Here is an 11,883-nt window from a genome sequence, read left to right on the forward strand (position 1 = left end):
TCCGCATTGACGGCGAGGGCATCTCCCCGCCGGGCGGTTTCGCCCGATCGAAGAGAACTCGCTCCCGCTTCCCGAAAGGTAGAGCATATTCTCACCGTTTCGGATGTTTCCAGCCGTACGGGAAGGGGCCTAGACCAGATTATACTCTAATTATACCGGCAGCAGTCGGAAATATGAGTAGGTTGTCGTGTCGTCGACCGACGTGCAGCGCATACGCCGCCTGTTTACAAGGAGCCGGCCCTATGTCGAACAGATCGTCCGTGAATATCTACCATCGTAGCATCGAGAAGTTTCGTCCCATGCACGAGACGATCCCGAATGCGACGCCGTTCACGATCATGATCGAGCCGACCAATGCTTGTAACTTCCGCTGCCGCTTCTGCCCCACCTCGGACATCAAGCTGCTCAAATCGGTCGGGCGAAAGGTCGGATTCATGCCGATGGAGCTGTTCAAGAAAACCGTCGACGGCATCAACTTTCCCTCCCGCATCGGCAAGCTGAACCTCTACAAGGATGGCGAACCGCTGCTGCACAAGCAGCTTCCCGAGATGGTCGCCTATGCCAAGCAGTCCGGCGCCTTCGACGAGATCGTATTCAACAGCCAGGTCGCGCTGCTGACCGAGGACAAGGCGCGGGCGCTGATCGAGGCAGGGCTCGACACCATCCGCATCTCGGTCATCCACGTCCATGACAAGGGCTACAAGGATCTCTGCCAGACCTACGACAATTACGCGGAGGTGCGTGAGAACATTCATCGGCTCTACCGCCTGAAGCAGGAGTACAAGAGCCCGATCCGCATCCACGTGAAGACCATCGAGACCGGCCTCACCCAGGAGGAGCGCGACCAATTCTATGCCGACTTCACCGGCCATGCCGACACGGTGTTCATCGATCACCTGACCGGCTGGAGCGACTCGGAACGCCACGACTGGACGCTGGGCCTAGATCCCGACGTGGCTCCTGACGGTTTCAGTCCGGTGATCCGCAACCGCAAGGTTTGCCCGACGCCGTTTTACACTCTCTCGGTAAACTGGAATGGCGGCGTCTCGGTGTGCTGCGTCGATTGGGCCTGGCGCACCATCGTCGGCGACACGAATCACGAGACCATAACTGACATCTGGCACGGCGAGCGTCTTCGCGAGTTCCGGCTCATGCATCTACGCGGCCTGAAAGACCAGAATCCGTCGTGCCAGACCTGTCATTACATGCAGGGCCTGCTCGAAATCGACAATCTCGATGACCATACCGAGAAGCTGATCCCGATCATCGAGGCAACGGCGGGCGGCGCGCGGCCTCATAATGAGACGGTGGGGCATGCCGCGGAGTAGACCGCGCCCAAAATCCGAGCGACGGCAAATTGGCCAACCCCCCAAGTGAATTGAAGGGCGCATCGTTCGCGATGACCTGGCTGATGAACAGCGCCGGTCCGCGGATCGTGGCCGGTTGAGGCACGCCAGTCGCCTTCGGTGAGGAAGGCGATGATAGCGATTGCAGATGCTGTGCAACCGTGAAGGCGGTTCGCCGGCTCCCCCTCGGCGAACCGCCTCCGGCTCGGCTAAGGGCGCGTCAGACGGCTGGCATCTGCGGCCCGGCGCCAGCGCCCGTTTCTGCGATGGCGGCCGCGATGGCCGCGAGATCCTCACGGGTTAGCTCGATGCGCGCGGCATCGAGCCAGCCGTCCACCTGCTCCGGGCTGCGGGCGCCGACGATAGCGCCCGTGACGCCGGGCCAGGCGAGCGTCCAGGCAACGGCAACGGTCGCCACAGACGTGCCGTGCCGCTCGGCGATCGGCCTGAAGGCATCGGCGAGCGTCAGATTGCGCATGAGCTTCTCGCCCGAGAATTCCGGATTCCGCGACCGCCAGTCGTTCGCCGGCAAGGCACCCGCGCGCTGTGCGGTGAAGCGGCCGGTGAGGAGGCCGGACTGCATGGGGCTATAGACGATGACGCCGGTCTGATGCGCCGCGCACCACGGCAGCTCCGCGGCGGCGACATCGCGCCGAATGGCCGAGAACGGCGGCTGCAACGTGTCCACATGGCCGAGGCGCTCGGCCTTCTCAAGCTGATCGACCTTATGGTTGGAGAGGCCGACGGCGCGGACCTTTCCTTCCTTTTTCAGGTCGAGCAGAGTCTGCCAGTAGTCTTCCACCGGTGTGCCGTCCTCGGCCGGCCAGTGCATCTGGTAGAGGTCGATGCGCTCGACGCCGAGCCGGCGGAGCGAATTCTCAACCTCGCGCCGGATGCTCGCCCGCGCGCCGATGCGCAGCGGCAGGGCCTTGCGATCGTTCTCGTCCCAGATGAGCCCGCATTTCGTGAAGACATAAGGCCGCCGGTCGGCGGGGATGTCCGCCAGCGCCTGCCGCACGACTTCCTCGGAATGGCCGAGGCCGTAAACCGCCGCTGTGTCGATCCAATTGATCCCGCGCTCGATGGCGTGCCGGATGGCCGCCACCGAATCGCGATCATCCTGCGCGCCCCAGCCCACGGCCCAATCGCCGCCGCCGATCGCCCAGGCGCCGAAGCCGACGCGCGTGATCTCCATGTCGGTGCGGCCAAACCGACGGGTGGACAGTGCTGTGGCTGCGCCCGTTGCTGTGCTCATAAGCGTTCTCCTTGCTGGCGCGTAACCTGGACAGCGGCGGCCTATCAATCCAATAGAATGTAGAGATGCGATTGTTCTGTTGGGCAGATCAGTCCCAGTATCCGTGCTGCATGTTGACGCGGCTATGCCGCCTGTGGCTCGCACGAGCGATCAGCGCCGCTCTCTGCTCATCCCAGGATCCGACAGAAACGCGAGGCGAAGCGCTTGGTTCACGGCCAAGCAACGCGTGCAGAGGAATGGCGCCAGGGCGCTGTCAAGTCACCGCGGCCGCGTAATCAGCCGTCTTGAAGCCGACGATGAGCCGTCCGCCGATGTCGAGCACCGGCCGCTTGATCATCGAGGGCTGGGCGAGCATCAGGGCGATCGCTTTCTCTTGATCGAGGCCCTGCTTGTCATCATCCGGCAGCTTGCGGAATGTCGTGCCCGCCCGGTTCAGCAGCGTCTCCCAACCGACCGCGCCGGCCCACGCCGCCAGCCGCTCACGGTCGATGCCCTCGATCTTGTAATCATGAAATCTATAGGCGACGCCATGGTCGTCGAGCCAGGCACGCGCCTTCTTCATCGTGTCGCAGTTCTTGATGCCATAGATCGTTGCGCTGGCCATGCCGTCCCCGTCGTCACTGCTATCCGCTATAACTGAGTAGCGAGCGGGCGGCGGCATGCAAGCCGGTTCGGCACCAGGCAAATGCGGCCTATGACCACTCCGCCCTGGAGGAGCAGCGATGGCGAGCGGTGAAGATTTGCGCCTGATGGCACTGGCGTTGGAAGGCACGACCGAGGCGCCGCATTTCGAGCGCACGGCTTTCAAGGTCGCACGCACCTATGTGACGCTCGCGCCCGATGGCCGCAGCGCCAATTTCAAATTCTCGCCCGACGAGCAGGAGTTCAAATGCACGTTGGCGCCGGAGGCCTTCCACCCCGTGCCCAATGCCTGGGGCCGGCAGGGCTGGACCACGGCGAATTTTGGCGCGCTGAGCACCGCCGACCTCAAGAACGCGCTCGAGACCGCCTGGGCGCACGCACTGCCCAAAAAGCCGAAGCGGAAATGATCTGACGCCCCGCCTTTGACGAAGAGAACAGCGACCTCTTCCGGCAGGGCCGCCAAGGGTGCTATGCCGGACGCGCCGTTCGGATGATGTCGGAGTTCGATGGTTCGCCCTCATTTGCCGCTCAATGCCTTGCGCGCCTTCGAGGCCTCGGCCCGCCATCTCAGCTTCACCCGTGCGGCGATCGAGCTCTGCGTCACGCAAGCGGCGGTGAGCCACCAGGTCAAGGCGCTGGAGCAGCGCATCGGCGCGCCGCTCTTCCGGCGCCTGCCGCGCGGCCTCGCGCTCACCGACGAAGGCATCGCGCTGCTGCCGACGCTCCGCGACTCGTTCGACCGCATCGCCGATCTCCTGGAGCAGGTCGAAGGCGGCCAGGTGCGCGAGGTGCTGACGATCGGCGCGGTTGGCACCTTCACGGTCGGCTGGCTGCTTCCGCGCCTGCCCGGTTTTCGCGAGGCGCATCCCTGGATCGACCTGCGGCTGTCGACCAACAATAACCGGGTCGATATCGCGGCCGAAGGCCTCGACTACGCCATCCGCTTCGGCAATGGCGCCTGGCACGGCACCGACAGCGAAAGGCTGTTCGAGGCGCCGCTTTCGCCGCTTGCCGCACCGGCGCTCGCGGAGCGGCTGCGCGTGCCGGCGGATCTGGCTCACGAGGGCCTGCTGCGGTCTTATCGTTCGGATGAATGGCCGCGCTGGTTCGAGGCGGCCGGCATTCCCGCCCCCTCCATCAAGGGCCCGATGTTCGACTCCTCGGGACTGATGGTGGAGGCGGCGGTCCTCGGCGTCGGCATTGCACTCGCACCACCTCTGATGTTCTCGCGCCATCTCGCCGCGGGCATCATCCTGCAGCCCTTCGATATCAGCGTGTCCATGGGCTGCTACTGGCTGACCTGGCTGCAATCGCGACAGATCACGCCGGCCATGGCTGCCTTCCGCAACTGGATCCTGGCCATGTCCGCGGACCCTATGATGCGCGCTGAGGAACTCAGACGACCGCAGGAACAACCCGCATTTTGAAATCTGATACTTGATATTTCAGACATCACAGCTATGATGCGCCGATAATAGCCGTTGCAGCGGCAGGTCGGGAGGAGCGTCATGACATCGAGCGCGCGGGTCAGCCCCGTCCAGCCGATCGTCCTCGCCAGCTTGCGCGATCACGTGCATGAGCGGCTGCGGGAAGCCATTATCGCCGGCCGCTTTGCCGATGGCGAACGCATCAACGAGCGCGAACTCGCCAAGGACCTCGGCGTCAGCACCACGCCCGTAAAGGAAGCCTTGCGGCAACTCGAGACGGAAGGGCTCGTCCGCACGGAGCCGCGCCGCGGGGTGTTCATCACCTTCGGCGCGCAGCAGGCCGAGGAAATGTCGCTCGCCCGGGCCGCGCTCGAGAGCATGATCGCGCGGCTTGCGGCCAAGCGCGCCACGGCCGCTCACGTCGATGCGCTGCGCACCCATGTCGCCGAGATGGAACAGGCGACGATCGCTGGCGACGTCGAGCGCCTCATCGCGTTGAACGAGCTGTTCCACAGCCAGATCCACGAGGCCTCGGGCTGCGACTATCTCAGGCGGCTTCAAGGCAAGCAGCAAATGTATAATCACGCCACGCGCCTTGCCCTTCTCGGCGAAGCCGAGGAGCGCGGGCGGGCGCTTGCCGAGCATGGTGCCATCCTGGATGCCATCGCCGTCGGCGATCAGGATGCGGCCGAGCGCATCATGCGCGACCACGTGGTCCGCTCAGGCCAACGGCACATCGCCATCGTTTTCAAATCCGCATCGGCAGGAGAAGCGGCATGAGCATCGCGCGCGTTCGCGCATCCCTGGGTGGGATATCCGGCATTCACGTGACCCCCTATGGACCGGACGGGGCCCTCGACGAAGCTCTATTGACGAAACTGGTGCGCCGCATCGCCGATGCCGGCATTCACAACATCGTGTCGGGCGGCAATACGGGAGAGTTCTTCAGCCTGGCCTTCGAGGAGGTCGTCCGACTCCAGGCCGTTGCCATCGCCGCCATGGGCGAGGCGCCGGTGAGAACAGCCGCCGTCGGCCGCTCCCTCAAGGAGGCGCTCGCGACCGCCCGACTGGCTGTCGCTGCCGGTGCGCAGGCGGTGATGGCGCATCACCCGCTCGACCCCTTCGCGGCGCCCCAGGCGCAGGCGGACTATTTCATCGCCATTGCCGAAGGGGCCGGTGTGCCGGTGGTCGCCTATCTGCGCTCCGACGCGATGCCCGTCGACGAAGTCGTCCGCATCGCGCGACATCCGAATATCGCCGGCATCAAATTCGCCACCCCCAATCTCATGCATCTGGCCGAATGCGTCCGCGCCACGTCGGATTGCCCGGCGGTGTGGGTGTGCGGCCTTGCGGAGGGCTGGGCGCCGGCCTTCTACGCCCTTGGCGCGAAAGGCTTCACGTCCGGCCTCGTCAATGTGGCTCCGGAGCGCTCTTTGGCCATCTGGCAGGCGCTGGATGAGGGGCGATTCGAGGATGCGCGTGCGCTGATTGCTCCCATTGCTCCCTTCGAGGCTCTTAGAATGAAGTACAATAGCGGAGCCAACGTGACTGTGGTCAAAGAGGCGTTGATGTTGGGCGGATGGCCGGTCGGTCCCGTGCGGCTGCCGGGGTTGCCTCGGCTCGCCGAGGCCGATCGCGCCGCTCTCGCCCGGATCCTGTCCGCACTCGGCCAAAAGGTCGTGGCGACGGACGCCGCAGAATGATCCAGCATCCGGAAACGGATGAGACGAAAGCCTCGGGGCTGGCAAGCCTCGATGGCGGACAACAGGGGAAAGGGTGGAAACATGGCATATGACTTGACACGGCGGCACGTTCTCGGCGGTGCGCTGGGGCTGACCGGACTGGCGGGCCTGCCGTCACACGCCGCAGCGCAGGTGCCCAAGCCCGCCTCGCCGCTGACGCTCAACATCATCGATGCGGCAGGGAACCTCGCGCTGACGCAGCCCGCCTTCAACAATTACAAGACCGAGCATCCCGATCTCGTCTCCGGCTTCGCCTTCACCAAGGCACCGGCCCCAGAAATTCCGGGAAAGATCAGGGCACAGCAGTCCGCCAAGCGCGTCGACATCGACATGGTCATCGTCGGCACGGATGCGCTTTCGGCGGGCCTCGCCGACGACATCTATATCGATCTGATCGGCCAATATTCGAATGCGCTGCCCAAGCTGCAGGAGATCTATCTCGAGCCGGCCTGGCAGATGCAGGGCCTCAGCAAGGGCCGCGGCGTGGTGGTGAGCTATTATCCCTCGGGCCCGCTCATCGAATACATGCCCGACCGGGTCGCAAAGCCGCCGACGAGCGCCGAGGAACTGCTGGCCTGGGCCAAGGAAAATCCGAACAAGTTCATCTACGCCCGGCCCGCCAATTCCGGCCCGGGGCGCACCTTCCTGATGGGCCTCCCCTATCTTCTCGGCGACAGCAATCCAAAAGACCCGATGAAGGGCTGGGACAAGACCTGGGCCTATTTGAAGGAACTCACCCAGTATATCGAATACTACCCGAGCGGCACCACCAACACCATGAAGGAGCTTGGTGACGGCACCCGCGATATGATCATCTCGACGACGGGATGGGACATCAATCCGCGCGTGCTCGGCATCGTGCCCAAGGAAGCGAAAGTCGGGACCCTGAAGGGCTTCCACTGGGTGGTCGACGCCCATTATCTCGCGATCCCGAAGGGCGTGGCCGCCGAACGCCTGCCGATCCTCGTCGATCTGATCGGCTTCCTGCTGGAGAAGAAGCAGCAGGCCTATGCCTATGACGAGGGTTATTTCTATCCGGGCCCGGCCGTGAAAGACGTGCCGCTCAGCATGGCGCCGAAGGCGAGCCAGGATGCGATCGCCGAATACGGCCGGCCGGAATACGAGCAGTGGATCGCCGACAATCCGAAGGAACTTCCGCTGGAACCCGAACAGCTCGTCCAGGCTTTCCGCCGCTGGGACGAGGAGATCGGCGCGAAGAAGTCCTAAGCCGTCGCGATCGAGGCGCCCGCAATGGCGGGCGCTTCAACCCCCTCGGAACATAGGGCCTTTAAAGCATGTCCATTCAGGCCGGCCAGTTTCACGAGCTCAGGCTCGATCGCCTGGGTCGTCGCTTCGGCACAGTCAACGCGCTCAACGATGTTTCACTGACGATCCGCAAGGGCGAGTTCGTTGCCCTGCTCGGGCCGTCGGGATGCGGAAAGTCCACGACGCTCAATTGCATCGCCGGGCTTCTCGCCTCCACGTCCGGCGGCATCTGGCTGGACGAAAGGCGGATCGACCCATTGCGTCCCGAGCAGCGCGGCTTCGGGATGGTCTTCCAGAACTATGCGCTCTTCCCGCATATGAATGTCCGCAAGAATATCGCCTTCGGCTTGACCATGCGCGGTGTCGCCAAGGAGGAGATCGAGCGGCGGGTGGAGGAAGCGGTCGCTCTGGTCCGGCTGAACGGCCAGGAGGAGAAGCTGCCGGGCGAGCTCTCCGGCGGCCAGCAGCAGCGCGTGGCGATCGCCCGCGCCATCGTCATCGAGCCGCCTCTTGTTCTCATGGACGAGCCCTTGTCCAATCTCGATGCCAAGCTGCGCCTGGAGATGCGGGCCGAGATGCGGCGCATCCATAATTCGCTGGGCGCCACGACGATCTATGTGACGCATGACCAGGAAGAGGCCCTGTCGCTCGCCGACCGCATCGTGGTGATGCGCGACGGGCGCGTCCGCCAGGTCGGCACGCCGGAAGACCTCTATGCCCGTCCCGATCATCTCGACGTGGCCGACTTCATGGGTTTCCGCAACCGGCTCGATGGCGAGGTCATCGCCGTCGATGGCGAGATGGCGGAGATCGCGGTGGGCAATGCGCGCCTGCGCGGCCGGCTGCGCGAGCCGGTCAAGCTCGGCGCCAAGGCGGTCCTCGCGGTCCGTCCCGACGATTTGCTGGCGGTGCCGCCGCGCGACGGTGCGCTTGCCGCCCCGGTGATCAGTTCGGAATTCCGCGGGCGTGACCATGTCGGCTTCGCGCAGGGGCCCAATGGCCGCGACCTCGTTTTCGCCGCGCCGCGCGCGCTGGCCGCCGGCGAGGCGGTTCACCTCGAGGCGGCGCCCGACAGAGCCCTCGTCTTTGCGGGAGATCGGCCGTGACGAGCGTCGGTTCAACGGGCATGAAGGCCGCCTCCGCTCCGACCGGGGCGGATCGCCCCTCCCTCGGGCAGCGGCTGAAGGCACAAGGGCTCGACGGAACGACGCTGCTCGTCATCCCCGCCGCGGCTTTCCTCATCCTGCTCTTCGTCTATCCCTTCCTTTACGGGCTCGTCCTGTCCTTCCAGCCGCGGGAGGGCGGGACTTTCGCCAATTATGCGCGCTTCTTTTCAGACCCGTTCCTCTACGACACCGTCTCCAAGACGCTATGGCTTGCGGTGCCGGTGACGCTGCTCAATCTGGTGCTCGCGGTGCCGGTCGCGTTGCGCGTCCGCGACATGCGCTACCAGCGCGTGCTGACGACCATCCTCGTCGTGCCGATCACGCTGGGCACCGTCCTCATCGCTGAGGGCTTGCTCAATTATCTCGGCCCGCAAGGCTGGCTCAACCGGACGCTCATCACCTTCGGGATCATCGACCGCCCGGTCCGCCTGGTGCATAATTACTGGGGCGTCTTCCTGTCGCTCCTCATTACGGGCTTCCCCTTCGCCTTCCTGCTGACGCTCTCCTATGTGACCGGCATCGACCGGAACCTCGAGCGCTCGGCTGCAACGCTCGGCGCCGGTCCCCGGCAGCGCTTCCAGCGCATTCTCCTGCCGCTGATCCTGCCGGGACTGGCGATCACCTTCTGCCTCTCCTTCGTGCAGGCCTTCGCGGTCTTCCCGTCCGCGGTGCTGCTCGGGGCGCCTGCCGGCCCGACCCGGGTCATCTCGATCGCGGCCTATCAAGCGGCCTTTGAGCAGTATGACTACTCGCTGGCATCGGCCATCGCCATGGTCATGGGCGCCGTTCAGCTCGCCGTCGTGGCTGTCATCCTCGGAAGCCGCAACTTCCTCTATCGCGGCTCGACCGCCGGCGGAAAGGGCTGAGCCATGATCAAGGACACGTCCGTCTCGGCCCGTCTATGGAACACCGTCGTCTGGGTGTTGGTGGGCTTTTTCGTGCTCAACCTGGCGGCCCTGATCGCCAGCGTCGTCATGAGCTCCTTCGCGACACGCTGGCTCGGCACATGGCTGCCATCGGGATTGACGACGCGCTGGTACAGCTCCGCCTGGAGTGAATTCCAGCTCGGCCCGGTGCTCACGGTCACCTTCCAGGCAGTGTTCCTGGTCGTGTTCTTCTCAGCGGTCCTCGGGGTACCCGCGGCTTACGCGCTGGCGCGGCGCGAGTTTCCGGGCAAGCGGCTGATCATGCTGCTCTTTCTGCTGCCGCTGCTCATTCCGCCGATCACCTTCGGCATCCCGCTCGCGACCGTGCTCTACCAGACGGGCTTTGCCGGCTCGCTCAGCGGCGTCGTGCTCGCCAATCTCGTGCCGGCACTGCCCTTCGTGGTGCTCGTGATGGTGCCTTTCATCGAGCAGATCGATCCCAAGATCGAGGCCGCAGCGCGCGTCTTCGGTGCCAGCACGCCGCGGCTGTTCTTCCACGTGCTGCTGCCGCTGCTGCTGCCTGGCATGCTGGCGGCGCTCCTGCTCGTTCTGGTGCGCACCATTGCGATGTTCGAGCTCACCTTCCTGGTCTCGGGGCCGACCAGCCAGACACTGATCGTGGCGCTCTACTACGCCGTCTTCGCCGCGGGCGTCCGGGCCATGCAGTCGATCGATGCCATGGCGGTCGTCTATATGGTCACGACGCTGATCTGGCTCGTCATCGCCTTGCGCTTCGTGAACCCCACACAGCTCGTCGGACGTCCTCGCAACCAGACGGCCAACTGAGCCTCGCAATCACGCTCCCGCGCCCAGCGTGGGAGCGGCTGACCTGTCCTCACGGATCATCATGAAGATCACCGCGCTCGAAACGGTCCAGCTTCCCCATCTCGACAATATACTCTGGGTGCGGGTGCATACGGATGAGGGTCTCATCGGCTTAGGCGAGACCTTTCGCGGCGCCGATGCGGTCGCGCGCTACATTCACAAGGATGTCGCGCCGCTCCTCATCGGCCGCGATCCGCTGGCGATCGACGCGATCTCCAAGCTGCTCACCGAACCCTATGTCGGGTTCCGGTCCTCGGGCGTGGAGATGCGTGCCGCATCGGCCGTCGACATCGCGCTGTGGGATGTGTTCGGCAAGGCCGCCGGCCTGCCTGTGCACCAATTACTCGGCGGGCTCTCCAGGCCGAAGATCCGCACCTACAATACTTGCGCCGGATATACCTACAACAAGCGCGGCCAACGGCGTTACATCGGCGACAAGGACGAAGGCGCCGAGGGCCCTTACGAAGACCAGATCGCCTTCCATCGCGATGCGGGCGCCCTCGCCCAGAGCCTGCTCGAGGAAGGCATCACGGCCATGAAGATCTGGCCCTTTGATCCCTTTGCAGTGGCGAGCGGCGGCAATTTCATTCACAAGGCCGATCTCGACACGGCGCTACGCCCGTTTCGGCAGATCCGCGACGCCGTCGGCGATGCCATGGAGGTCATGGTCGAGCTCCACTCCATGTGGGATCTGCCCTCGGCGCTCGCCATCGCGCGGGGCCTGCAGGAATTCCGCCCGTTCTGGGCCGAGGATCCGATCAAGATGCAGGACCCGGATGCGCTCGCCCTCTACGCGCAGCGCTCAGGTCTGCCGGTTTGCGCCAGCGAGACGGTTGCGACGCGCTCGCAATTCTTGGAGCTCCTGCGCAAGGGTGCGGCCGATTATGTCATGCTCGACGTGTCCTGGTGCGGGGGGCTGAGCGAAGCCAAGAAGATCGCTACCATGGCCGAGGCCTTCCAGCGGCCGGTCGCTCCACACGACTGCACAGGCCCCGTGGTCTTCGCCGCCTCCATTCACCTCTCGCTCAATCTGCCGAACGCGATTTTCCAGGAATCGGTGCGCGCCTATTACAGCTCCTGGTATCGCGATCTCGTCACCGTCATGCCGCGCATCGAGGCCGGCCATATCCACCCCTTCGAAGGCGTGGGCCTCGGCCTCGAACTCACCCCCTTCGTGCTCGAGCATCCGGATGCCGTGATCCGCCAGACCGGCAAGGACGATATTTGAGCGCTGTTCCAGCTGTGCCGCGACAGCGCGCCCCGTCGATGCAGCGGAGCGGCAGCGCTA

Annotated in this window: 12 protein-coding genes; 10 read left to right on the plus strand and 2 right to left on the minus strand. The window is 64.7% G+C overall.

Annotated features, from left to right (window positions below):
• Positions 1-242 precede the first annotated feature (242 nt).
• Complete coding sequence (locus ACFQU1_RS08010) at positions 243-1,328, plus strand: radical SAM/SPASM domain-containing protein (protein ID WP_378131099.1); 1,086 nt, start codon at positions 243-245, stop codon at positions 1,326-1,328.
• Positions 1,329-1,566: 238 nt separating this feature from the next.
• On the opposite strand, the gene ACFQU1_RS08015 is transcribed toward ACFQU1_RS08010, so the two are convergent.
• Positions 1,567-2,601: an aldo/keto reductase gene (locus ACFQU1_RS08015; RefSeq protein WP_378131101.1), complete on the minus strand. Its 1,035-nt coding sequence runs from the start codon at positions 2,599-2,601 to the stop codon at positions 1,567-1,569.
• 253 nt (positions 2,602-2,854) lie between these two features.
• Entirely contained in the window at positions 2,855-3,205 is a 351-nt protein-coding gene (locus tag ACFQU1_RS08020) for an ArsC family reductase (protein WP_378131103.1), read from the minus strand.
• Between the two features lie 118 nt (positions 3,206-3,323).
• Here ACFQU1_RS08020 and ACFQU1_RS08025 point away from each other — a divergent pair, with 118 nt between their 5' ends.
• The 9 genes from ACFQU1_RS08025 (at position 3,324) to ACFQU1_RS08065 (ending at position 11,823) form a co-directional block, all read left to right on the plus strand.
• Entirely contained in the window at positions 3,324-3,650 is a 327-nt protein-coding gene (locus ACFQU1_RS08025; protein WP_378131105.1) for an MmcQ/YjbR family DNA-binding protein, read from the plus strand.
• A 99-nt stretch (positions 3,651-3,749) separates the two neighbouring features.
• Positions 3,750-4,670: a LysR family transcriptional regulator gene (locus ACFQU1_RS08030; RefSeq protein ID WP_378131107.1), complete on the plus strand. Its 921-nt coding sequence runs from the start codon at positions 3,750-3,752 to the stop codon at positions 4,668-4,670.
• An 81-nt stretch (positions 4,671-4,751) separates the two neighbouring features.
• The gene (locus tag ACFQU1_RS08035) at positions 4,752-5,450 is read left to right on the plus strand and encodes a GntR family transcriptional regulator (protein WP_378131109.1); all 699 of its coding nucleotides are present in this window, start codon (positions 4,752-4,754) and stop codon (positions 5,448-5,450) included.
• Entirely contained in the window at positions 5,447-6,373 is a 927-nt protein-coding gene (locus tag ACFQU1_RS08040; RefSeq protein ID WP_378131111.1) for a dihydrodipicolinate synthase family protein, read from the plus strand. The genes ACFQU1_RS08035 and ACFQU1_RS08040 overlap by 4 nt, the downstream gene beginning before the upstream one ends.
• An 81-nt stretch (positions 6,374-6,454) precedes the next feature.
• Positions 6,455-7,639 carry an extracellular solute-binding protein gene (locus ACFQU1_RS08045; protein WP_378131113.1) on the plus strand — a complete coding sequence of 395 codons (1,185 nt, stop codon included), beginning with the start codon at positions 6,455-6,457 and terminating at the stop codon, positions 7,637-7,639.
• Positions 7,640-7,707: 68 nt separating this feature from the next.
• A complete protein-coding gene (locus tag ACFQU1_RS08050) occupies positions 7,708-8,784 on the plus strand; it encodes an ABC transporter ATP-binding protein (protein ID WP_378131115.1) in 1,077 nt (358 codons plus the stop codon).
• Positions 8,785-8,804: 20 nt separating this feature from the next.
• Entirely contained in the window at positions 8,805-9,710 is a 906-nt protein-coding gene (locus tag ACFQU1_RS08055) for an ABC transporter permease (RefSeq protein WP_378131629.1), read from the plus strand.
• Positions 9,711-9,713: 3 nt separating this feature from the next.
• On the plus strand, positions 9,714-10,556 hold the full coding sequence (locus ACFQU1_RS08060) for an ABC transporter permease (RefSeq protein WP_378131117.1): 843 nt from the start codon (positions 9,714-9,716) through the stop codon (positions 10,554-10,556).
• Positions 10,557-10,617: 61 nt separating this feature from the next.
• On the plus strand, positions 10,618-11,823 hold the full coding sequence (locus ACFQU1_RS08065; protein WP_378131119.1) for a mandelate racemase/muconate lactonizing enzyme family protein: 1,206 nt from the start codon (positions 10,618-10,620) through the stop codon (positions 11,821-11,823).
• The last annotated feature ends 60 nt before the right edge of the window (positions 11,824-11,883 follow it).

Origin of the sequence: Chelatococcus sp. GCM10030263 (genome assembly GCF_042666455.1) — a bacterium.
In the GTDB taxonomy this organism is placed as follows: domain Bacteria; phylum Pseudomonadota; class Alphaproteobacteria; order Rhizobiales; family Beijerinckiaceae; genus Chelatococcus.

Bases quoted from the DNA above. Each gene is read 5' to 3' on its own strand.
- ACFQU1_RS08060 (WP_378131117.1), top strand. From the start codon at position 9,714: ATGATCAAGGACACGTCCGTCTCGGCCCGTCTATGGAACACCGTCGTC.
- ACFQU1_RS08015 (WP_378131101.1), bottom strand. From the start codon at position 2,601: ATGAGCACAGCAACGGGCGCAGCCACAGCACTGTCCACCCGTCGGTTT.
- ACFQU1_RS08045 (WP_378131113.1), top strand. From the start codon at position 6,455: ATGGCATATGACTTGACACGGCGGCACGTTCTCGGCGGTGCGCTGGGG.
- ACFQU1_RS08055 (WP_378131629.1), top strand. From the start codon at position 8,805: ATGAAGGCCGCCTCCGCTCCGACCGGGGCGGATCGCCCCTCCCTCGGG.
- ACFQU1_RS08025 (WP_378131105.1), top strand. From the start codon at position 3,324: ATGGCGAGCGGTGAAGATTTGCGCCTGATGGCACTGGCGTTGGAAGGC.
- ACFQU1_RS08030 (WP_378131107.1), top strand. From the start codon at position 3,750: ATGGTTCGCCCTCATTTGCCGCTCAATGCCTTGCGCGCCTTCGAGGCC.
- ACFQU1_RS08020 (WP_378131103.1), bottom strand. From the start codon at position 3,205: ATGGCCAGCGCAACGATCTATGGCATCAAGAACTGCGACACGATGAAG.
- ACFQU1_RS08040 (WP_378131111.1), top strand. From the start codon at position 5,447: ATGAGCATCGCGCGCGTTCGCGCATCCCTGGGTGGGATATCCGGCATT.
- ACFQU1_RS08065 (WP_378131119.1), top strand. From the start codon at position 10,618: ATGAAGATCACCGCGCTCGAAACGGTCCAGCTTCCCCATCTCGACAAT.
- ACFQU1_RS08010 (WP_378131099.1), top strand. From the start codon at position 243: ATGTCGAACAGATCGTCCGTGAATATCTACCATCGTAGCATCGAGAAG.
- ACFQU1_RS08050 (WP_378131115.1), top strand. From the start codon at position 7,708: ATGTCCATTCAGGCCGGCCAGTTTCACGAGCTCAGGCTCGATCGCCTG.
- ACFQU1_RS08035 (WP_378131109.1), top strand. From the start codon at position 4,752: ATGACATCGAGCGCGCGGGTCAGCCCCGTCCAGCCGATCGTCCTCGCC.